General features: G+C 47.2%; 22 protein-coding genes and 1 riboswitch. Of the genes, 5 read left to right on the forward strand and 17 right to left on the reverse strand.

What is annotated here, in order from left to right; genetic code table 11:
- Window positions 1–3: 3 nt before the first annotated feature.
- The 11 genes from Q7V32_RS07320 to Q7V32_RS07370 all read right to left on the reverse strand — a co-directional run bounded on the left by Q7V32_RS07320 (window position 4) and on the right by Q7V32_RS07370 (window position 9,788).
- On the reverse strand, window positions 4–441 hold the full coding sequence (locus Q7V32_RS07320; RefSeq protein WP_304896324.1) for a GPW/gp25 family protein: 438 nt from the start codon (window positions 439–441) through the stop codon (window positions 4–6).
- Window positions 442–443: 2 nt separating this feature from the next.
- Window positions 444–713 (reverse strand): PAAR domain-containing protein, encoded by a 270-nt coding sequence (locus Q7V32_RS07325; RefSeq protein ID WP_304896325.1) that lies wholly within the window; start codon window positions 711–713, stop codon window positions 444–446.
- Window positions 714–723: 10 nt separating this feature from the next.
- Window positions 724–2,487: a type VI secretion system tip protein VgrG gene (gene vgrG / locus Q7V32_RS07330; RefSeq protein ID WP_304896326.1), complete on the reverse strand. Its 1,764-nt coding sequence runs from the start codon at window positions 2,485–2,487 to the stop codon at window positions 724–726.
- On the reverse strand, window positions 2,484–3,191 hold the full coding sequence (locus Q7V32_RS07335; protein WP_304896327.1) for a LysM peptidoglycan-binding domain-containing protein: 708 nt from the start codon (window positions 3,189–3,191) through the stop codon (window positions 2,484–2,486). Before Q7V32_RS07335 ends, vgrG begins: the two co-directional genes overlap by 4 nt.
- Window positions 3,191–3,379 (reverse strand): DUF5908 family protein, encoded by a 189-nt coding sequence (locus Q7V32_RS07340; protein ID WP_304896328.1) that lies wholly within the window; start codon window positions 3,377–3,379, stop codon window positions 3,191–3,193. The genes Q7V32_RS07335 and Q7V32_RS07340 overlap by 1 nt, the downstream gene beginning before the upstream one ends.
- 31 nt (window positions 3,380–3,410) lie before the next feature.
- Entirely contained in the window at window positions 3,411–3,851 is a 441-nt protein-coding gene (locus Q7V32_RS07345; protein ID WP_304896329.1) for a phage tail protein, read from the reverse strand.
- A gap of 5 nt (window positions 3,852–3,856) precedes the next feature.
- Window positions 3,857–4,294: a phage tail protein gene (locus Q7V32_RS07350; RefSeq protein WP_159651946.1), complete on the reverse strand. Its 438-nt coding sequence runs from the start codon at window positions 4,292–4,294 to the stop codon at window positions 3,857–3,859.
- Between the two features lie 42 nt (window positions 4,295–4,336).
- Window positions 4,337–6,319 carry a phage tail sheath C-terminal domain-containing protein gene (locus Q7V32_RS07355; RefSeq protein WP_304896330.1) on the reverse strand — a complete coding sequence of 661 codons (1,983 nt, stop codon included), beginning with the start codon at window positions 6,317–6,319 and terminating at the stop codon, window positions 4,337–4,339.
- 25 nt (window positions 6,320–6,344) lie between these two features.
- Window positions 6,345–7,352, reverse strand: a complete 1,008-nt coding sequence (locus Q7V32_RS07360) for a hypothetical protein (protein ID WP_304896331.1) — start codon at window positions 7,350–7,352, stop codon at window positions 6,345–6,347.
- Window positions 7,349–7,984: a DUF4255 domain-containing protein gene (locus Q7V32_RS07365; RefSeq protein ID WP_304896332.1), complete on the reverse strand. Its 636-nt coding sequence runs from the start codon at window positions 7,982–7,984 to the stop codon at window positions 7,349–7,351. The genes Q7V32_RS07360 and Q7V32_RS07365 overlap by 4 nt, the downstream gene beginning before the upstream one ends.
- Before the next feature lie 478 nt (window positions 7,985–8,462).
- Window positions 8,463–9,788, reverse strand: a complete 1,326-nt coding sequence (locus tag Q7V32_RS07370) for a sigma 54-interacting transcriptional regulator (protein ID WP_304896333.1) — start codon at window positions 9,786–9,788, stop codon at window positions 8,463–8,465.
- 141 nt (window positions 9,789–9,929) lie between these two features.
- Here Q7V32_RS07370 and Q7V32_RS07375 point away from each other — a divergent pair, with 141 nt between their 5' ends.
- The gene (locus Q7V32_RS07375) at window positions 9,930–10,196 is read left to right on the forward strand and encodes a BrnT family toxin (protein ID WP_304896334.1); all 267 of its coding nucleotides are present in this window, start codon (window positions 9,930–9,932) and stop codon (window positions 10,194–10,196) included.
- 3 nt (window positions 10,197–10,199) lie between these two features.
- A complete protein-coding gene (locus Q7V32_RS07380) occupies window positions 10,200–10,448 on the forward strand; it encodes a BrnA antitoxin family protein (RefSeq protein WP_304896335.1) in 249 nt (82 codons plus the stop codon).
- Window positions 10,449–10,711: 263 nt separating this feature from the next.
- Here Q7V32_RS07380 and Q7V32_RS07385 read toward each other — a convergent pair whose 3' ends face one another.
- On the reverse strand, window positions 10,712–11,746 hold the full coding sequence (locus Q7V32_RS07385; RefSeq protein WP_304896336.1) for a M14 family metallopeptidase: 1,035 nt from the start codon (window positions 11,744–11,746) through the stop codon (window positions 10,712–10,714).
- Window positions 11,731–13,170, reverse strand: a complete 1,440-nt coding sequence (locus Q7V32_RS07390; protein WP_370691432.1) for a glutamate--cysteine ligase — start codon at window positions 13,168–13,170, stop codon at window positions 11,731–11,733. Before Q7V32_RS07390 ends, Q7V32_RS07385 begins: the two co-directional genes overlap by 16 nt.
- An 845-nt stretch (window positions 13,171–14,015) precedes the next feature.
- On the opposite strand from Q7V32_RS07390, the gene Q7V32_RS07395 reads away from it, so the two are divergent.
- Complete coding sequence (locus Q7V32_RS07395; RefSeq protein WP_304896337.1) at window positions 14,016–14,660, forward strand: PEP-CTERM sorting domain-containing protein; 645 nt, start codon at window positions 14,016–14,018, stop codon at window positions 14,658–14,660.
- A gap of 64 nt (window positions 14,661–14,724) precedes the next feature.
- Here Q7V32_RS07395 and Q7V32_RS07400 read toward each other — a convergent pair whose 3' ends face one another.
- Window positions 14,725–16,518 carry a S8 family serine peptidase gene (locus Q7V32_RS07400; protein ID WP_304896338.1) on the reverse strand — a complete coding sequence of 598 codons (1,794 nt, stop codon included), beginning with the start codon at window positions 16,516–16,518 and terminating at the stop codon, window positions 14,725–14,727.
- Window positions 16,519–16,597: 79 nt separating this feature from the next.
- Window positions 16,598–16,683: riboswitch (cyclic di-GMP riboswitch) on the reverse strand.
- A gap of 402 nt (window positions 16,684–17,085) precedes the next feature.
- Here Q7V32_RS07400 and Q7V32_RS07405 point away from each other — a divergent pair.
- On the forward strand, window positions 17,086–17,682 hold the full coding sequence (locus tag Q7V32_RS07405) for a hypothetical protein (protein ID WP_304896339.1): 597 nt from the start codon (window positions 17,086–17,088) through the stop codon (window positions 17,680–17,682).
- Between the two features lie 366 nt (window positions 17,683–18,048).
- Here the strand turns inward: Q7V32_RS07405 and Q7V32_RS07410 are convergent, their stop codons facing one another.
- Together Q7V32_RS07410 and Q7V32_RS07415 are read right to left on the reverse strand one after the other, a co-directional pair.
- Window positions 18,049–18,762, reverse strand: a complete 714-nt coding sequence (locus Q7V32_RS07410; protein WP_304896340.1) for a response regulator transcription factor — start codon at window positions 18,760–18,762, stop codon at window positions 18,049–18,051.
- A gap of 131 nt (window positions 18,763–18,893) precedes the next feature.
- Window positions 18,894–19,862, reverse strand: a complete 969-nt coding sequence (locus tag Q7V32_RS07415) for a Tim44 domain-containing protein (protein ID WP_304896341.1) — start codon at window positions 19,860–19,862, stop codon at window positions 18,894–18,896.
- Between the two features lie 386 nt (window positions 19,863–20,248).
- On the opposite strand from Q7V32_RS07415, the gene Q7V32_RS07420 reads away from it, so the two are divergent.
- Entirely contained in the window at window positions 20,249–20,482 is a 234-nt protein-coding gene (locus Q7V32_RS07420; RefSeq protein ID WP_304896342.1) for a hypothetical protein, read from the forward strand.
- A gap of 211 nt (window positions 20,483–20,693) precedes the next feature.
- Here the strand turns inward: Q7V32_RS07420 and hxlAB are convergent, their stop codons facing one another.
- Window positions 20,694–21,869, reverse strand: coding sequence for a bifunctional 3-hexulose-6-phosphate synthase/6-phospho-3-hexuloisomerase (gene hxlAB / locus Q7V32_RS07425; RefSeq protein ID WP_304896343.1), 1,176 nt, complete (start codon window positions 21,867–21,869; stop codon window positions 20,694–20,696).
- Window positions 21,870–21,875: the final 6 nt, after the last annotated feature.

Here is a 21,875-nt window from a genome sequence, read left to right on the forward strand (position 1 = left end):
GGCTCAGTCACTGTCAGGTAAAAGATTAACCGTTGCAGTCAGGTTGATATCGGTACCCTCCTGCTTGTAAAACGGATAAACAAAATTGAACCGCGAATTGGTCGTTTTCACACGATAGGCTACCGATATCAATACGACTCCCTCCAAAGCCAGACTGTCATCCAAACTCACTTTTTCCAGCTCGATACGCGGTTCATGATACAAAATGGCCGACTCGACTTTATCAGCCATCAGCGTTTTCATACGTGTATCCAGCGTTTCAAACAGTAATTCCTGCAAATTGCAGCCGTATTGAGGCAGCATGACGCGCTCGCCTTGAGCCGTACTCAGCAAAATTTCGAGACTGGCGGCAATGTCGGCTTCCGCTTCGGTCATATCAACCGTGCAGGATGCGAAGCTAAACGAAGGAGGAAATGACCAGCCACGCCCGAGAAAACTCATTGTCAGCCCCCTATCAGCACAGTTACGGCGCCGGGCGGCAAAACGGCACCGCCGCCCGCCGTTGTGTCGGTAATACGGGCTGCCGGCATACCGCCTATCGTCACCGTTGCCGAACCTTTGATGATCGCATCCGCGCCGCAGGTGTCGCCCAATCTGGCAGCAGGCAATCCGGCGATCAAAACAGTCGGTGCGCCTGGCGGCAAAATGGGCAAAGGTGCGCCCTGCGTTGCTGCGCTAATGATCATGTCGGTCACTCTTGCGGCTGGAAGCATGGTTTAACCTCTAATTGATTTGCACGACGCCACCTTTAATGGTGGTACTGGCACTGCCGTTGATCGTCGTACTGGCACCCGATATCTCCGCTGTTGCCGAGCCCTCAGCGTTGAATCCTGTTTGGGCTTTGATTTCGGCATTCATTCCTTCGATTTTGACGTCACCCGTCGCTTTTAAAATAATGTCCTTGGCGGACTCCAAAGTGATGCCATCAGGGTTCAACGTGATTTTGTTACCGTTTTGGTCTTCGACCAAAATTGCCTGTTCATCTTCAGAAAGCGTGATGCGGTTCCCGCCAGGGGTTTCCAACAGGATGACTTTTTTTTCGTCATCAAAGGTAAATGCCATTTTCTCGCGGCTGATATAACCTTTCCGGTGATTGTCATCTTTCGCAGATTCCGGCGCCGGTTTGGCGCTGCTGTGACACATGCCCAGCACCACCGGAAAACGCGGATCGTCACCTAGAAAGCCGACCAATACCTCATCGCCGATTTCAGGCCGGAAAAAAGTGCCTCGCTGATTACCGGCATCCAGTGTCGCCAGCCTCGCCCAGACCCCTTCATCAGAAGCGCTGACCAAAGGCAAACGGATTTTGATCCGGTCTTCGCCGTCAGGATCGTTTTCCAGCACAGTCACTACCCCCATTTGCAAGCCGCTGACCGCAGGCAGCAAACCGGCCGCCGGTAGCGGTCTCAAATGATACGTTTCGGCAAAAAGTTCGGGGCTTATCCCAAACTGCACATCGGTTTCCCAATTACCACCCGCCACGATCTGACGCACGCCCGATACATAAACCTTGCCTTCAAAGCGTTCACCTATGCCGGTCAAGTCAATCACATTCCCGGGCTGCACCTCGGCAAAGCCCTGAAACCTTGCCCGTCCCCTGATTTTGGCAAGCCGCTCTTTCAGTAACCTCGCATCGGCCCAGGCTTTAAGTTCCGGCAACGTCAGCCCCCCGCCATGGCGAATTTCGTTATCATCCTGCATAACTTCAGCCAGATCGGCATGAGCCAGGTTGCCGCTGTTCATTGCAGAAGGCTCGGCAGCCTCGGCCTCTATGACCTCCTGCTCAGCGGCATTCCAGGCGGTGGCTTTGAGGCTTTTGCTTTGCAGGCGGGCATCGATTTCGGCATCCAGTTCCAGCAACGTTGATCCATAACCCACCTGCACTACCGGTTCTTCACCGGTTAACGGTTTGCCTATCCGGATAATGTCGTCTGCGACAACAACGACATACCCATTGGCTTCGGCTCGGCACATCAGAAAGTCCCAATCACTGGCCTCATATTGCACGACTTCTTTTAAATCGGGTTCTGTCGATTCAACATCATTGGCCAATCCATGTAACCCGATCAACGCTTCCATGATGTCGCTGTCTTTTTTATCGGTGTAATAACGGCTGTTGATTCCGCCAGTCATTTTGACGACTTGATGGCGGCATTCCAAAATCAGCAGGCTTTCGTTTTTTCTGATTTTGATACTGTGCTTGACGATGGTGCCTTTAAATACGGTGGTGTTCTGCGAACGATAACCCAGCTGTATTTCAATGGACTTACCAGGAATAAAATAAGCCGTATTGCTGGCCGCAAACGTCGCTTTAGCAGCCTCTCCATCCTTCAGTTGTAAGGTTGCCGAAGGGATTCGGTTGATCTCCCGCGAAACGGCTACCTTTAAAATCTGAAACTGCCCTGAAATTTCCTCGCCGTCTATCAACAGAGCCACCGTGCAGACATCCGGTGTCGCAGGCGTCGGAATAACCGATTCATTGGTCATGACTTAACCGTCTTGGCGATCGGCGGAAAAAAAATTTCGGTACCCGGCTGCAACTGACGAAAATCGTTCAAGCGGTTTTTTTTCGCCACCTCCAGATAGTAGCGAGGATCACCATAAATTTTGTAGCACATCAACGGCAAGGTATCGCCCGCCTTCACTTTGCGGCTATGGGTTAAATCGGGTGAACTTTTATTTTCTTTTGCCGCGCGTTTTTGCTCTTCGATACTGCTTTTGAATTTGACTTTAACCAGCGCCCGAATCGGCGTTCCATCCGGCCTGAACAGCTTATAAGTGATGCCGACCTCGACCACTCTGCCTTTGAAAATCGAATTTTCACCCCAAACCAACTTGAAATGCCGGGGCTCATGCGCATCGCCTTTATAACCGGTCAGCACCTCTTTGAAATGTTTGAGATCATCAGCGATAGAGTCGCGCGGTTTGCCGTCGATGATACCGGTATTGTCGAAAAGAAATTCGAAGGTGATTTCTTCAGGCTCGGTATATTCGAATTTTAATTGTTGCCCGCTCGTGCCATGCCCCTGGCCTGAATCCGAAAACTTGAGTTTGGTATCCAACGTGTAACTTTCCGGATTGATCAACGCCTCGAAAGTCTCATCGGCTTCCAGTATCCCTCCGCCTTCCGCTTTCTCAGAATCGGAAAACGCCAGGATCAGCATTTTTTCAAGCTTTCCGTTATCGGCCATTAGCGCTCCCTTTTGTTATTGAGTATCTGCAATACCTGCTCCACACATTCGGCGACGACAGCCTCTTTGTCTATTGCGCTGTTTGACGCTTGCCCGGCAGATACCGGTGTCCGCCCTTTCTGAGCTTTAACGTCCTGCGGAGGATTAACCGTCACTTTGATATGCAGCTCTTTGATCTCTATGGGCATTTTTTTCCTTTTTGCACCGCGTTAAGTCCGCTTACGATTGCACCGTAAAATACCGGTAAGTCAGTTCCATCGTCTCGATAACGACAGCACTTTCATTGGCATTGAAATCGCTGACTTGCCATTTTTTGGGTATCGCATGAGCGACTTTCCAGGTTCTTAACGGTTCGCCTTTTTCATTCATCAAAATCACATTCACTGAAGCGGGTTCGAAAATACGGTCACGAAAAGCATCGAGAAACCACTTGATAACGCTGGAATCGGTCAACATGCCGCGTTTGAGAACCAGATCGGCATATTTGGTCCGCACCGGCAATTTGTGTTCAAAACGGTTTTCCCCGCCTTCCTTGAAGCTTTCGTAATCGTATTCAACCGCCAGCCCTGAAACGGTCTGAAAACGCACATCATTGCTCATCTGACTGATGCCGAATTCCACTTTGTAATAAAAGCCCAACGGCGGATAGTAAGCGACCATGCGGGTTACACTTTCATCAACTTCAGCCCTTCATGCGCCACTTCTATGCTTTCGATGGCAATTTCGTTGGCATCGGATTTTAGATCGGGCGCGGTCACTTTTACCGGAAAACAACGGGTGGCCGCCCAGGCCGCAACCGGTTCATGTTTTTCATTCATTAACCGAATCACAACATCGCGACGACCATTGATACGGTCATTGGCAATTTCATCCATCCAGTTGTTGTAATCGAAGTCGCCTTCGAACTTGCCGCGCTTCATCGTCAAATTGCTCAATTTGATTAAACCGGGCATGCTGATTTTGCTGAAATCCTTGCTGTCGCTGTGCCGGTATTCGATTTTCTCGCGCTCCATCACCAGACCGGTCACTTCGGTAAAACTCAATTTTGCACCGCCCCAGTCCACTTGAAAGTGAAATCGCGGTAGTGGATATTCTTGCGCCATGATTTTTCCCTCGTATTATGTAATGAATGTCAGCCGCTGAAATCAGGATTCAGGCATTTTGTGCGAGAACCTGAGGATGATGAATTCGGCCGGACGCACCGCCGCCATGCCGATTTCGATAATCATCCTGCCTTCCAAAATGTCCAGCGGCGTCATGGTTTTACCTAAACCCACGGCCACATAAAATGCATGTTCCGGCTTGATCCCCTGCAAGGCGCCCTGCCGCCAAAGAACGGTCAGAAAGTTTTCGATCATCGCTTGAACGCGCACCCAGGTATTGGCGTCGTTGGGCTCGAAGACGAAAGGCTCGGTCGCCTTTTTGACCGATTCTTCAACAAAATTGAAAAAACGCCGCACACTGACATAGCGCCATTCATTGTCATTACCGGCCAGCGTTCTAGCTCCCCAAACCAGCGTTCCTTTTCCGGTAAATGACCGGATGATGTTGACCGATTTGCCGCCGTTGACATCGACATTAAACTCGCCTTGCTGCTCATGAGAGACAGTCACTGCCGGAGCAGTTACAGCATTCAAACTGACATTGGCAGGCGCTTTCCAGACCCCCCTATCCCTGTCGACGGCAGCATAAACTCCCGCAATCGCTCCGGAAGGGGGTAATAAATTAAGCGCCTCAGCCGCTTTGGATACCAGATTTTTATAAAGTCCGAATCCTGCCAGCAAGGTTTCATTCAAGGTTTTTTCATAACTGAGCTGGGTCGCTTCTAAAAAGTGGAAAAATGCGATGGCTTCGCTGACACCGGACAGCACAACACTGATTGCGACATCGGCGCGTTGTTTGACGGTGGTCAATCCGTTGTAGCTGCCCGAAACATTCGCAGAAGCGGCACCTAACAAAGTCGCGCTATCAGTAAATCCCAAAAACCCGGCGACTTCATCAAGATCGGCTCCGGCCGTCAATAGCGGCATAGCATTCGGATCTGCTAAAGCGGCCAAGTGAATATGGTGATCAGCAAGCGCTCTAAAGGCTGATTTAATCTGGCCGCTCTCGATATATTTTTCGATTTCGGTGCGTAACTTAAACCGTTCGGAAGCCGTTGGCGCTAAATCATACCGCTCATCGATCGCGTTGATGATATCGACCATGTAGTCGGTTACGACTTTAATCGCCGCTTTAATGTCGGCAACCAGCGTAGCGGCATTGTAATTATCTGTCAGTTCCTTGCTGTGATCTTCAAGCGTTATGGCAGGGTCTCCGCTCAACGCGTCTTTGACCGCTTTGGCTTCAGTGACGAAACCCTCCACGATCAGTAAATCCGCGATGATTGCCTGGGTATCTACATCGTTGGTCAGGTTGGCCAGTTGAATCGCCGTATTGACGCCCTCACGCAATAAAGTGATATTTCTGCGTAACAGCGTTCGCGGCAGGTTGGCTCTGATCCAGGGTCCATAAGCCGCACCGTATTTGAGATAATTGATGCCGATGCTGTTTCTGAACGTGGTAACTGATGCATTGAACGCGGTATTGGTGACGCTTTGGGTCAAATCACAAATCACAAACCGGTCCTGAAGTTTGTTGCATTGAACCAACGCCTGTTTCTGAAATTCAAACGGGCCATTCGTATCCGAAACCACATCCGGGGCCAATATCAATGTCGGTTCATCTTCTTGTTCAAGCAGCAATAGCGCTGACTCCAGCGTTGCCGAAGAGACGCTTACCGGAAACGGTCCTACCGAGACGATGTAGCACTTGCCTCCTCCATTGGCGTAGAACAGCCTCAGACTGTCATACAGATACAGTTTTGCAAACGCTTCCGACCGCACGAACTGATTGTTGGTGTCTAAAAATAAAGTGACATTCTGGGATGGCGAGCCACCGTAATACAGTTCATATTCCGCAATGGATTCTATGCGTATCGGTTTGTTGATTAAGGTTTCGCCATCCCTTACCGCCTTTTCGGTATAGCCGATAAAAGCAGGAATAGCTGTCTCTACGGCAGCAATGGAAGGCGGGAATTTCGGTATTTCCTCGATGTAAACGCCGGGTGTCTTATACGCTTGTGCCATAGTAGTTACCGATTAGTGTTGAGGATTAGACAAATATCTCCGAAACCAGCTTGATGACTTTTGAATTGCTGGTAACTGGTTTTACCAAAGTTTCGGACGTTTTTCGTTTGCTTCCGGAATTACCGAAAAAAGTTAACGGTAAAGGTTCTGATTCTTCAAACTCCAGCGAACGCGAGTTTTTGTTGATGTATTGCCGGATGGTCGAGCGGTTTTTAAAACGAATTTCAAAAACCGGCGGATTCGTTTTGGCGTGGCCCTGATTATCGATCAGGCTAAATGCGGTGTCGCCAGGCCGCTGTGCGTGAATGTGTATCAACGCATAAACGTTGCCTGGAATTCCGTCCTGCAAACCGATGCCTCGCCGAGTTTGAACTGAATCACCGGGCAGTGTCAGCGCCGGTATGTCGCCTTGATGAACGTACACCGGATTTTTTTTGGCTTGAGTCGTCAATGTATGCGCTGTTGCGCCGGGCTGATCGCCAGACAATTGCTTCAGCGTATTTCCGGACAATATCAGGTACTCCGCTAAATCATTAGCCGATGCCGCAGGAATTTCTCTGGATAAAAAGAGAACCCGGCTGTTTCCTGTTCCTCGCGAAACGCCGGTCAGATTCGATAACACAGGAACATTTTCTTTATAGCGACGGACTTTTTGCTCATCGCCTGATTGAATTTCGATAAGCCGCTGCGCTTTCAAGGTCAATGCCGTGTAATTGCAAAAGGCCTGATCTCGGACCGTGACAATAAATTCGAACATCGTATTGCCGGAAATGACCGCTTGTTCGGGCACTGCGGTAATAAATCCTAACGCCGTTTTGCAAAAAACAGCACGATGGGCTTTTAACAGTTTTACGGTTGCCGGAGACGGCATAATCTCAAGCAATGAGCGCACATCGTAATCCTGCAGCCGCTGCTCTTTTTTGCGAGGCACCGAGATCAGATCAAACGCGGTCGCACCTTGATCCAGCCAGTAATGATGCAAGATTCTGACTTCAAAAAGACGCCGGTAAGAAAGCGTGATGTGCTCGCTCATAGAGAATCGCCCGTCCCGGTTTTATGACGAAAATCGTGATCAATTTCAGTAATAAGACCGCTTTCGCTTTGTACTGCACGAAATCTTAAATCCAGCATCCGCAGCATATACATCACAAAGGGATATTGCTTGCCGCCTAAGGTTCCCCAAAGATGATTGACTTCCTCCATCGTCGGCGAATACAAATCGAAAATAAGCTTGAACGATTCCAGTTGATCAAGCGCATTGCCGGGCGCATTGGCCGTGATGGAAGCGGGCTCAACAGTATCCTGCGTAAACACGTTTTGAGCCTGAAAAAAGCGGATCGCCCGCGACAGCATCAATAATGCATTGGTGTAATTGCTGTGCGAGGCAACGACTAAAATCTGGAAATTAAGAAAGGTGGGCGGGTTTTCGTATAAAGCCCGCAACGTAATGTCGTTGCGTGTGTAATGCGGCAGATTCTTTAGCGTTTTTTCTTCCTTGATATTGACCAGTGATAAATACAGAACATCGCGAGGATTGATGCCTCCGCTTCCAAATCCCTCGGCCAAATTACCCAGGCGGCCAGCATTCATCGCATCGGCGCCATAGTTATCGGTCAAATGCCGGTTCAACTCATTCAGCACAATGGTCAGCGCATGAGAAATCATTTACTGCTTCTCAAAATCTCGATGAACGCATGCGGGCTTTGCCGCAATAGTTGACGATTCAACTTGCTTCAGTTCCATCTTGATACTCCTTTTTGATTATTTATTAACGAAATTACCGTTAGCGAATCAGCATTAAGTGTATCAATACACAGCAAAAGCAGTGCCATTTAAGACCCGGCGCAGGCAGTCTTAAGCTACTGAAAAATAGGGATAAATAACAAGCTAAGAAAAGGAACAGCCGGACCTGTAACAACACGCTGTTACACACTGGGGGTGAAAAATCTGCAATGAATCGATTGACGGCATCGTAGGAGCGGGCCATGCTCGCGACCTGAGATGGTTCAATCGCGGGCATAGCCCGCTCCTACAAAATACGCGTTACTGAAATGTGGGCCCACTGGAAAGCGTAACAAGCCCTGTTACACTTTGTACCAAATTAAGCCTTGGCTGTTACAAGCCGGTTCTGACTTTAGCCAGGTTAATTATCGCTGATCTGGTATTTCTCCATTTTCCGGTACAGCGTCATTCTGGACCAGTTTAACTGCTCGGCAGCCCTGCTCTTGTTCCATTTGACAGCGCTTAACGTTTCGAGCACCCGTTCTCGCTCGTTTTTTTCAGTAAAGTCCTCCAGCACCATGGCTTCACCGATAGGCTCAGGCAGGTCGCTGAGCGTAATCCGCTCAACCGGGCAGTTGATGAAAATGGATTCCAGTACATTTTTCAACTCGCGCACATTACCCGGCCATTGATAATGAAGAAATGCCGCCAGAGCCTCAACGCTGAAGCCGAGAAGATTTTGGCCGAACTGCTTATTGAAGTATTTAAGATAATAATTAAGCAGATCAGGAATGTCCTCCTTGCGCTCTCTAAGCGACGGCAAACGAACCCGTGCCACATTTAGACGGAAGTAAAGATCATCCCGGAATTCTTTAGTCAACACCATTTTTTCCAGATTCCGGTTAGTCGCGGCAATAATCCTGATATCAAGCGGCACGCTCTTTTTTCCTCCCAACGGATATATTTCCCTGGTTTCCAGTAAGCGCAAAATTTTGGCCTGAGCCAGGCAACTCATGTCGCCAATCTCGTCAAAAAAAACAGTCCCTCCGTGCGCCATTTTCAATTTTCCCATGTGATCTGATTGCGCACCGGTAAACGCGCCTTTTTCATAACCGAACAGTTCACTTTCCAGCAAGCTGTCCGGCATTGCGGCACAATTGATGGCAACGAAGGGTTGATTTGCCCGCTTGCTTTGACGGTGTATGAATTGCGCGGTCAATTCCTTTCCGGTTCCGGTATCGCCGGTGATCAGCACATGGCTGTCTACGCCCGCGGCTTTTGGTAAATACGCTTTAAGATTCGCCATAGCCCGGCTGGAACCGATCAACGGCTGCATGCCCGAAAGACAAGCCGCTTCCGCACTGCAAGACAACCTCCGGCGAATCTCCAGGCAACGTGTTACCGCCTGAACCAGTTCGCAGGTTGGGAAGGGAAATTCGAAATAATCCTTAAGACCTAATCTTAATGCGGAAATTGCCAGCTTTTTTGAGCCGGAAGAAGTTACAAGGATGATGGGGAATCGCCGGTCACGACTGCGAGCATGCTCAGCAAGCTTGAGCGTGTCCGCGCCATCGGCCCAAGGGGATTCCAAAATCAATAGCTGAAATTTGAGTATGTCGTAATGCTGTAAAACATCGCGGTAACAGGCGGCTTCAATAACCTGTGCAAGCTGATTTTGCAGGTGGGTATGGATGATCTGTTTAAGATCAGGATGCTGAACAACAGTTAGAATGGCCGGTTTATTCATCGGAATTCCCTGTACTTATAGTTTAATAACAGAACCACTCATCTCGGAAAGAGCAGCTTAATCTTCGCGGGCTTCAAGCCCAATGGTCGCGGTGACACAAAAATGATTGAAAATACATACATTATATGTACAATAAAACTGATGATCATTACCAACGACCCTATCAAAAACCTAATAAATATCCAAAAACATCAGATTAATTTGGCTGATATTGAAGGTATTTTTTACGATGACCGGGCCATAACCGTTGAAGACCGCGACCATGACGAAGAACGCTTTGTGACACTGGGCATGGACGGCCTCGGCCGTCTGCTGGTAGTGACCTATCATTACCGGGGTGAGGATGAAATCCGGGTTATTTCTGCGCGTTCCGCTGAACCTCACGAGCGGCGCACTTACGAGGTCTAAACCATGAAAGACGAGTACGATTTTTCCAATGGCACACGCGGCGCAGTAGTTGAATCACCAAGCAAAACCCGCATCACTATTTTTCTGGATGATGATATTCTCGCTGCCTTCCGCGAGCGCGCTACGCAAACCGGCAAAGGCTATCAAACTCTGATTAACGAAACCCTCCGCACCAGCCTGTCCCCAGAATCCGCCCCCCTTACAGCTGAGGTTTTGCGGAAGATCTTGCATGAAGAGTTGCGGACAGCATAACAGCCGCACAGTTACCAACGTCTCAACTGATTTGGGGTTCCTGTCGTTAACCTCAACAAGAACCACGCCCTTGTGTTGGGTTGCCGAAGCCGTTAGACCGCGTTAGCGAATCCAGGTCACAAGTATGCGAAAGTCCAACGCCATCCATGGCTTCTGGACCCCGGCATTCCGTGCCGGGGCGACACCAACTATAGTAGCCTTTTCAAATAACGACACTGTACGGGTTGGATTTATTGGGCCATGTTAACCATGCGCATCCTCTATCATGAAAAGTGTTGCAGTCTTTCCATCAGATAGCACAAACAATCCTGCCTGATCACGCGCTCATCCAATGTCAGCATCGACGGCATTGTTTTACGAATAAGCGACAATTCACCGCCCTGAATTTCGAAAAATCGAGTGCTGATATCGTGCCCCCGATCGTCCAAAGCAATCAGCGGCATTGATACTGAGTCGCTGACTTTACCCAAAACAGTACCGGCTGAAATTTCATTAAAATTCATTCGCTCAATATCCTTGTCCAGCAGCAGATCTGATTCAGGTTCCTGGAAGCTGAATTTAACGGAATCGGCCACCTTGACCTGAGCTACCGTATGATAAACATCGATATCCTGTTCATGAACAGGGTGCTCGGGTAGCCCGGATAAATTAAGACAACTGTTCAAAAATTCGAACGCATGCTCGACGCCATGCAACTGCCCCGGTTTGCCACATTCCAGCGTGACTGACGGACACAACTCGGCAAACGCAGCCGATTGCACGCCTTTTGGCCGGGTAAAATAAACAACCAGACGCCCGAAAAGAGACGCCAACTGCAAGAAGCGGTGATCCAATTTATTGATACAGGCGTAATGGGGATTTAGCCCGGTATTGTTGTGAATATCAATACTGGCGAATACCTTTCTGGCCCGCATCACATCGACTATGTCCTGCGCCATTCGGGTTTCCGGGGAATCGGGCAATTCCGTTCCGGGCCAGATTCGATTGTAATCCGGTTGTCCGTTAAGCCTTCTTAGTCCTGCGGCTGCGGCCTGAGCATTACCGAAAAAAATCGACATCGAACGCGGCAAACTGCGGTTCTCGTATTTTTTTAATAAGGCCTGCACGGCCAGCAAGCCGGTTGGCTCATTGCCATGCAGCATCACTGAAACAAATAAAGGCGCAGCCTGTTTTCCGGTTAAATGAATCAGCGCCGGTTGCGGCAAGTAGTTGATTAATGATTGCGGTGTAGCGTCCAAAATGCCTTCAGGCAGAAAGTCATATTGCTTCAATTCCACATTATTCAAGTTAACATCCATTCGCTTACGGGATTACCCTTGTTTTGGTTTTCAAGATAGCGCCGGGTCATGGCAGTGAATTCGTCCGGATTATTTTTGATGAAATCACGCTGCCACTGCGAGCCGGTCTGACGATTAGCGATGCGCTGCTGAATAATAGCCAAAAAATCTTCGATATCGCACCGGGAAATTCCAAAAGACTTTAACCCGAGTATCGCCCTGGGCAGCAATTCCGTTTTTAACAATTGCCTGATGGGATGTTCGTTGCCGTCAAACCAGACTATCTTGCTATCCAGACCAAAACGTGCGGCCTGATAAAAATTATCCTTGGCCTGACTAAAGCTCATGGGCAACCCCTTCTCAACCAGCTCATCGCATAAACTTTTGGCTAATCCGAAAAAAAATGCCGCATTGGCAATCGCGTCGACAACGGTGGGGCCTGCTGCGGGCGTGCGGTGCTCGATACGCACATGCGGCGTTCCGTCTTCGTCGAAACCGATCAGCGGCCGATTCCATCGCCAGATGGTCCCGTTGTGCAGTTTTAAATGCTGAAAACTCTCCGTTGCGCCACCTAAATCTTCAGGCAACAGCACCGGATAATGGTCCAGATTTTCCTGAAAACATTCCAGAATGGATTTTCTTGCAAAGCCGGTACCGAAGCCAACCCGCCTCACAGGACCTTGTGCGGCAGCGGCATAACCTCCGGCTTGTATGGCTTGTTCAAAAACTGGAATTCTGGATTCATGCCAGAGGTTTTTACCAAACAAAAACGGAGCATTTGCACAAACTGCCACCATGGGAGCAGAGACAATCATCGAGGCATTGTAAAAATGATGCGCAATGGCCAAAGGCACTTGCGTGTGAATCTGAAAAGAAGTCGTCGCCGCTTCCAGCATGACATCATGATGATCCAGCTTAAGATGCTGAATTCCGGCAATATCCAGATGCACCGGTTGTCCGCGAGTCAACTGGATTTGCTCATTAAGCGCATGGTAACGGTTAAGATCGGACATGTTACCCAAATGGAGGTCGGCTTGCGCCAGTGTGGGCAAAGTGCCGATCATGATGATTCGGCTGCTCAAACTTTCAACATGCCGGACCGCTTTATTCCAGGTCGATTGCAACTGATTTTTAAGACGGCTGCAGACATTACCTGCCAATGGCGTCGGCATGCTGTTGAGCTCTATATTGAATTTTGCCAATTCGGCGCAGGCCAGAGGATCATTCAATCCGGCCAGGAAATGATCATTGATCGGCGCAGGCCGCATGTCTTCATCAACCAGCCAGGCCTCAATTTCAAAACCGGCGACCGGATGCCGGGTCGAAAACCCCTGTTGTTCGATTAACTGGCCGAGCAGCACCGTTTCTTCATGCAGCTTTTGATAAAAAAGGTCGAAGTCGCCCAAGTCATAATGTGAAACCGAAATTTCCTGACCCATACGCATGCCCCAGTTTCTTTTTGGTCATGGTAATTTCAATGGCGCCAAGGGTCAACTGAATAGTTTTAACTGGATGAATGCGCAACGGCTTTAACATTCTTGCCAAGCGGATAATAAATATGCTCATCGACAAACAATCTCATAATCAGGTCTCACGTAAAAAGGAAGGGTCTAGATGAGCTGCATACATCAAAGCAACCCAATATCGGACTCCAAGGTTTGCGGGACGTGCAGAACAAAGTGAAACCCATCGATCGTGGTTAAATCGACGCCATCTCTTGGCGAGAGCTCAGTCAATAGGCGCAATGGCGGATTTCTATATTACAGACGGCGCTTCCCATTCACTTGCAACGCGAAGCCAATATCAGTGTCGAAAATTTTTACACACTGCTGTTGTTTTTATTTATTGCCATTTCTGAACAAAAGACTTTAACTCATTGTTTAAATAATAGAATTATTTATCTTAACGTTCTTCCGGTGAATTACGCACAGTACCCATAGACTAAAATTTAAAATTGTGTGTATTTTGATGTCAATTTTTTTAAAAATGCGAACCATTTCACAAGATCCCCATTGATGAATCGCAAATGTCGGATAAATAAAGGCTTTTCAATCAGTCTGTTACTTTTGCCACACAAAAATCGATAAATTCGCCATTGAATCATGTCAATTATTTTTACAACACACTTCTTGAAAAATTAATTACATTGAAAATACACAAATATCTCTTTGAATTAAAACAAATTATCATAAATGGCACATTCAGTGCTCATTATTAATAAAGTCTGATACTAGGAATTTAGATTTACTTTCGGAAAAACATTTTTCATTCTCTCCATGGAGTTCAAGTCATGATTACAAAAAAATTAACGGGGGTACTTTTTGCATCTACCCTCATATTAGGACTGGTATTTTCCAACTCTGCTAGTGCTGCTTTTGAACCTTGCACAGGCACGGGTTTCGACATATCAGACAATGTAACACCAAATAAAGGCTGTACTGTTTTATCTCCTTACAACGGAAATAAAAATGACAGCTTGGCTTTGGTCAATACTGCTGGCTTTTTTGGAATAACCGATTGGTTGTTCGATGGCAAGTATGAAATCATTAATTCTACATCTGGAACTGATGGGTCATCATTATTCAATTTTACTGGCGGCTCACAAAGCGGTACTTTTACAAAAGCTTTTGATGCAATATTAAGCGATGTAATGCTGATTTTTAAAGACGGTGGAGATACAAATTTGGTAGGGTATCTAATTGATACCTTAAAACCAATTGGAGGTGTCTATACATCACCTTTTGAAGAACCTCCATTTAATTTTCCTGGGACTGGTCCAAGAGATATATCCCATATCAGCGTTTATTATCGCAGAGGTCAGAACGGCGGTGGCGGTGGCGGCGGTTCAGTTCCAGAACCAGGCATGATAGCTTTATTGGGCACTGGCTTATTGGGATTTGGCCTGACTCACCTGCGCAAAAGAAAAAAAGCATAATCTAAATATGTTAGACAAAAAAAACGCCGGCTAATGCCGGCGTTTTTTTTGCTTGAAATTTTTATTATTTATAAACTGTAATGGTTTGCTTGGCGGTTTTATTGGATGTGTCCGTTGCGAGTGCTTCTATGGTATGTGCGCCAGCCTTAACCTTATTAGTATTCCAGCTATAGGACAGCGAACTGCCATTGACTGAGCTGACTAACTTACCATCAATGTAAAGCTTAACGTTCGCAACACTGACATCATCTTTTGCTGAAACACTAATGGCCACTGACTTAGCTATCTTGCTACCGTTCGCAGGATTAGAGATGGTTACTGTAGGAGCTTGCTGGTCAACAACCACATTGTTTTTAACAGCAACCACTACTTTAGCTGAACTACCTTGATTGCCGATAGCATCAACAGCCACTGCGGTTAGCGTTACATTGCCATCAGCCACTTGCTTTGAATCCCAGGAAAATTGATAAGGCGAAGTGCCATCAGTACCCACCAATAGCCCGTTAGCGTATAAAGAAACTTCCGATACACCGACGTTATCAGTCGCATTAACTTCAGCTTGAACCAAACCACTCACAGTACTTCCTCCAGTAGGGGAGAAAATAGTAACACTGGGTGCTTGTGTATCTGTTTCCAACTTGACGATACTGGTAGCCATCGAAACAGCTGTCGCCGCATTAACCCGGCCGTGCCCATAGTAAGGATGTATATCACCCGCAATTTTGTCAGATGACGCTTTTAATACATTTTCAACTTCATCTACAGTCAGTGATGGGTTAGCTCCCATGATTAATGCCACAACGCCTGCAGTTACAGGAGCGGCAAAAGAAGTGCCATTCCAATTTGCATACCCGCCACCCCGCGTAGTGGTTTGAATTGAAGCACCTGGGGCGGCAACATCGATTAATGCGCCGAAATTAGACCAAGATGCTTTTTCATCCGTACTTGTCGTTGCCGAAACGGTGATCATTTGTGTATTATTGGCAAACCCAGGGTCCGCACCATCATTTCCAGCTGCAACCACAACCAATCCGCCCTTACTGCGCATATATTGAGCCGCTGTAGTTACCGTTGAGCTATTAGTGACCATGTAGCTGATATTGGCAACATCTGCTCCTTGATTGGCAGCCCAATTTAAGCCTTTGGCTATATCGCTCCAATAGGCATAACTGTCGGTACTGTTGGAAATACGAACCGGTAAAATCTGCGCATTCCAAGCTACTGAAGCCACACCTAGCGCATTGTTGCTTGCCGCTGCGGCGGTCCCGGCAACAGCCGTACCATGACCATTAATATCGGACGTGTCATTACTTCCATCAACAGCATTCCAACCTGGCAATAATTTTCCTGAAAAATCAGGATGCGCGCCATCAATTCCTGTATCCAGGACAGCAATGATAATACCGTCTGCCTTAGTTTTATCCCATGCGGTGGGGGCTTGAATTTTTGGTAGATGCCAACTGCCACTGTACCTTGGATCATTAGGAATTGCGCTGGCCTCAACCGCCATATCCAGTTCGGCAAATTCAACATGGGGATTTCTGGACAATGCTTTAACCACCGCTGCTTCGGCTTGAGCCGGCACATTAATAATATGCACCCCCAAACGGCCGATAGCGCCTTTTGATTGACCTTTGTTTTTTTTCAGAATGCTATCAAACTCAACTTCTGATAAACCGGCTTTAGGTTTGACTAAAATTTGCCCGGATTTCCAGAGCTGTGCAGGTGCGGCATTGACGACCGCAAGTCCTGAGGCGCCATAGACACCCAACATGAGGACTGCTGTTAGCGTTGGTTTTATTACGTTTGTGTGTTTGGTTTGGTTTTTGTCACTGCTTCGGCTTTTAGATGAGTACATGACTCTTCTCCTTTATTTAATGCCCGAAGGAGTTCCATGAATGTGAATTAAAATGGCTAAATCATTGTCTTTTCGCCATTTTAGCAATCCCACTATCATAGGAGTAACTCCGTTAGACTGGAAACTTTGCGTCACCACCTTTCGATGGTTTTGCCCTATTTTGAATCTTTAATTATTCGGATCTTGGTTAACGGATTTCTATCTTTTTTTGATCCGCTGGTGAAAGAGTTTAATAAAATCGGTTGAGTTTGATGTGATGAGGTATGCAAAAAATCAGAAGTAGGTTTCATTTGATAAGTTTAGAGTCCATTAATTGAATCAACGCACACTTTTGAGCCTGCCCAGGAAGATAATGAGTAAAACTCAATATCAACTGTATTAATTTTTTTCCCATTTTGACTTAAAACTTTGATTTCAAATCTATGTACAAATTGTCAAGCATGTGTGTAGGCAAAATCTTACAAAATTAAACTTATAAAATGCTTAATCGGGTTTACTTGGGCTTTAAGAAAATACATGGAATACTGATAATCTGTTTATAACCACCTTTCTTAAAAAAATACGCTCATGACATTACTCAAACTTTTTACGCTATTAACCATGCTTTTACTCATATCGGCCTGTACAACTGAAGCGGTTAAACCGCTACCGACTGAAGAGGCAAAGATTGCCGCCCCGGTGCCGGAGGAAAAAGCGCAAAGCATTCCTCAATCCGAGGAGATGCCTCCTCTCAGCGTGCTTGTTGAAGGAAAAGAATTGCGGCTAATCAATATGATGGATGGAGGCGTTTGCAAGAATGATAGGCAAGGTGTTCAAGGGGTTTTTCTTACCTATGCAGCAATGGGCGATATTGACAGGATCAAAAAGGCAGAGGGCGCGGAAGTTTTCAATGGTTTTGCAAAACAGATTGAGTCGATGGCCTTAAAAGCCATGAAGCAGGCTGTCGATAAAACCGAGTTCGATTTTGATCCCTTTGCACTCAGTGAAATGGAAGCCCAACTTAAAATTACCGAAGAATGGATCAAGCATTTTGATCAGGCCGTGGCCGCTGATGTTAAGGCGTTCACGAACAGCACGTCCTTAACTATTGCCATTACGCCTTTTATTAAATCACTGATTTTTCATGGGCAAGGCTGCGAAATTGTAGCGCCCAAAGAGCAATAGAATAGCCAGGGCGGTTAAATGCGTAGGATGTGCTGAGGCACGAAGCGCATCAATAGCGTAGGATGCGCTTCATGCTGTTCCGCAGATGCTGCTTAGGATTCCGTCATAAATAACTTTCCGGAATTCTGATTATGTCGAACGGTTCGATTATCCCCCTCTTTGAAAACGAGAGGCAGGGTGAGAGTTTTTAATAAATCCCTCGCGATCCCCCTTTTTCAAAGGGGGGAAGTTATTTGTAGCGATATCCTTATCTTTCATTTTCTGAGGTGATGCGGTTGCTTGATGATCTTTAGGTAGTGTGTGGGCGAAATGAATTCGCCCCACAGGTACTCAAGTCATTTCGTGCTCTTTCCTACGCTTTTCGGCTCAAATCGATTCAGGCACAATCAATCTGAAACCCAAGCCTTGCTGAGTTTCCAATAAAGGCAGATCGAAAGGCTTGTCGATCGCTTTACGTAGCTTGTATAAATGACTGCGTAAAGTATCGCTGTCCGGCGTCAACTCACCCCAAAGCTCTTGTTCCAATTGCTCACGGGTGACAAGATTGGGTGACTCGCGCATTAATATCCGTAAAATACGCAAGCAGGTCGGTGACAAATGAATCATCTGCCCGTTTCGCATGACCTGCATGGTGCGTGTATCAAAACTCAAATCATGGATCTTATAGACGGCCTCATCCATCTCCCCCCGTTCACGCCGAATCAAAGCCACAATGCGGGCTTCCAGTTCGGGCATATCGAAGGGTTTGATTAGATAATCATCTGCGCCGTGCTGAAAACCGGCCAGTTTGTCTTGCAATTGATCCCTGGCGGTTAGCATAAGAATAGGCGTTGACAAATGCGCATCCTGGCGCAGACGCAGGCATATGGTCAAACCGTCAATTCCGGGTAAAGAGATATCAAGGATAATGGCGTCGTAGCGCTGAGTGGTCGCCAAATGCAAAGCACACAGACCATCATGGGCATAATCCATGATAAATCCGGCACTCTCAAGATAAGCGCCAACAGCCTGTGCGAGAGGCTTGTGGTCTTCTACCAGAAGAATTTTGGCGTTTTTGTGAATTTTTAGCGTGGTGTACATCGTTTCGAATGCCAGGATGTGGGTCAAACATGAATGACTTTATCTGGATAGAGCCGGTTTTCGAAGTGACAGATGAGTTATCTGCCACTCGATAAACCAGGAGAATAACTACAATTTAGCTCGTTTTTAAATCAGTCTTCCAACTGCTGAATACCATCCAAATACCATTTTGGCTGAATGCTGTTCTTTGTTTTGGTGAAATGCCAGATCTCCCTGACTTGATTAGCTTGACTGTCATTGTCTTCACGCATGATCGCATCGAACAGCACGACAGCTTCCAAATCTTGTCCGATTTCTCTGACTTCAAGCAACTCGGCATTCAATTTTAATATTTCCGTATGATTTTCATCGCTGCTGGCTTTCAATTGATCTTGAATCTCGCCAAATACTTTGTCGGTCGTTAGGCTGCGAATTTCAGCCAAGTCTCTTTGATCCCAAGCGAATTGCAAACTTTTATAGGCATTTTTAGCGCCTGAAAGAAAATCCGCCTCATTAAATCCGGCGGGAACAATCGGGCTGTTAAAATCCGCATCCTGCTGAAAATTCATAACCGGATTAGCTGTTTCTGCAGGCTTGTCTTTTTTGAATAAAAGATCGGTATTAAATGCAGAAGAGCCGCTGGTTGTCTGAGGCTGAGCATTAATTGCTGCATTGTCCGAACCGGACTCATCATAGCCGGATCTTTCGTAACTGTAAGCAGGCTTTCTGGCCGAACCCGCTTTGGCTGCAAAGAGCTTGTAAAGTACAAAGGCGATACCTGCAAACAACAGGATATCGACAAAATTAATGCCTTCAAATGCACCGCCAAACAGCATTGCGCCCAGTAAACCACCCAAAGCCAGACCGCCCAGCATCCCCATTAATCCGCCGCGTTTGGCCAATTGTTGTTTAGCTGTTTGATTTTGGTTAGTGGCTTGCTGTTGCGAAGGGGATTTTGCAGGCTGCGCTGCAGAACGTTTATAAGGCATGCTGAAAGCCGATTTTCCACCAAATGAGCTGCCGCCTCCGAAGCGTTTTGCCTCAGCATCCTGGATGCCGCCCAAGCTTAATGAAAGACCGATTAATACAGTTGCAAATAAGCCGGTATATCTTTTTATCATTGTTCAATCTCTTTTTTCGTTAAGTTAAGGTTATTGCCCAAAGCTTTTTTATTATTTCTTCCAAAGGACAGCAAAGAACGCAATCAGTTCATTCTCCTTGCATTCAATTCCAGTTGCAAGACAACTCACTCGATGCAGTAATTCCCAGTTTGAGCTTTTTAGCGTTAATTAGGGGCAAGTTAAGTCTGGCGAGGCACGCCGTGAACCCATCCATGGGGGCTTGACGATAGCGGTCCTGCTATCGACATCCTCGCCAATCTCACCTTACCCCTTCTTTGGTGTCAAATTGGGAATTGCTGCACTCGATGCAACAATTCTCTGTTTGATCTTTTCGGCGTCATTTTGGGCAGGAAAAAGCCTGTTGAGGACTTTTTTATGGGTGAATATTGTATTTTTCAACTTTGCAGCGGCGCTGTTATTGGTATATCCGCAAGAAAGCGAATATCCGATTTGAGGAAAAATCAGCAACGCCGTCATTCCGGAATGGATTGCCGGAGCCGTTAGATCCCGTCATTTCGGCAGGGATTGCCGAAATCCAGACCTCAAGGATAGCACGAAGCTTACTATCCTTGGCACTGGATGCCCGTTTCCAGACGGGCATGACGGGCTTATTGATTTAGCTGAAACAGTTTGGGGACGAGCATGAAACAACTTCTTCAAAGACTGGAAGGGGGTTCGGAGGCTCGATTGACAGGTGTCGGCGTCAGGGATTGACGCCGTCAAGCCTACACGGACGTATTCACGGCGTCCTGTCAGCCGAGTCACCGAACCCCACAAACAGTGCTGCTTGTGGTAGTTATTTTGTGCTTATTCCTTGCTAATCAGGAAGACTTATTCAAGATTAGCGTGTCTTGATCTCATGATTTCTTCAGGAATGCCTTTCTCATGGATGATATGCGAAATTAACGCCTCCAGGAACCACAGTGTAGACAGCTCGAAAACGGTACCCATCGGCATTCCGACCACTTTTTTGTATTGATCGGCGCGGCCTATTTGGAAAACCGCTGTTGCCAAATCGCCAATGGTTGAATCATCCTTGGCTGAAATCAACGCAATATCGGCGCCCACTTCTTTGGCTTTCTTGGTAAATGCAATCAACTGTTCGGTTTCGCCCGAACCTGAAATAACGATCAACAAGTCGCCCGGACGAATACTGGGTGTAACCACTTCTCCGACTACGCTGACATCATAGCCGCTATGAACCAAGCGCATGGCGAAGAAGCGGCAAACCAATCCGGAGCGGCCCGCACCTGAAATAAAAATGCGTCTGGCGTTATCGAGCATATCGGTCAGTTGCTCGTTATAAGCGTCTTGTGTAGTCGCCAAAACACTGGCAATTTTATCCAGCACAAAATGCCGATGCGTCGCTTTGCCGTCTGCATGTAAACGGATCAAGCGTGCCGCAGATGCCGGGGATGCGGCGCCATAAATAGCTGCGCCCACGACGATGATATCCGCACCGGCATCAGCAACCTGTTTTGCCGTGGTCTGATTGATACCGCCCGCGACTGAAATTCTGACATTCAATCCCAAGCGGGCAATATCCTGTAGATCGGCAAAAGGTGTTTGCCCCGCAGCCTGTGCATCCAATCCAGTATGAACACCAATAATTTGTGCACCTAATTCAGCGGCTTGACGCGCACATTCGACTTTGTTGGGCACGTTGATCAAATCGACCTGCACTTCTGCATGATGGGCTTTTGCTGCTTTTATCACGCCACCGATTGTAGCCATGCCCGAGACACCCAGCACTGTACAAATATCGGCTCCCGCCGCATAGAAAGGCGTTGCTTCATACTCACCGGCATCCATCGTTTTGAGGTCAACGAGAAGCAGCTTGTTTGGGAATTTTGCTTTTAGCGCTTTGACTATTTCTATACCGTTAAATTTAATACACGGTGTTCCGATCTCAAAAATATCAACATAAGGCGCGGCTTGCTCAGCCAGATTGATGGTTTGATCGAAATCCAATGAATCCAATGCTAATTGAATTAAGGGCGATGCCATGCTGCT

Origin of the sequence: Methylicorpusculum sp. (genome assembly GCF_030651835.1) — a bacterium.
Classification (GTDB): domain Bacteria; phylum Pseudomonadota; class Gammaproteobacteria; order Methylococcales; family Methylomonadaceae; genus Methylicorpusculum.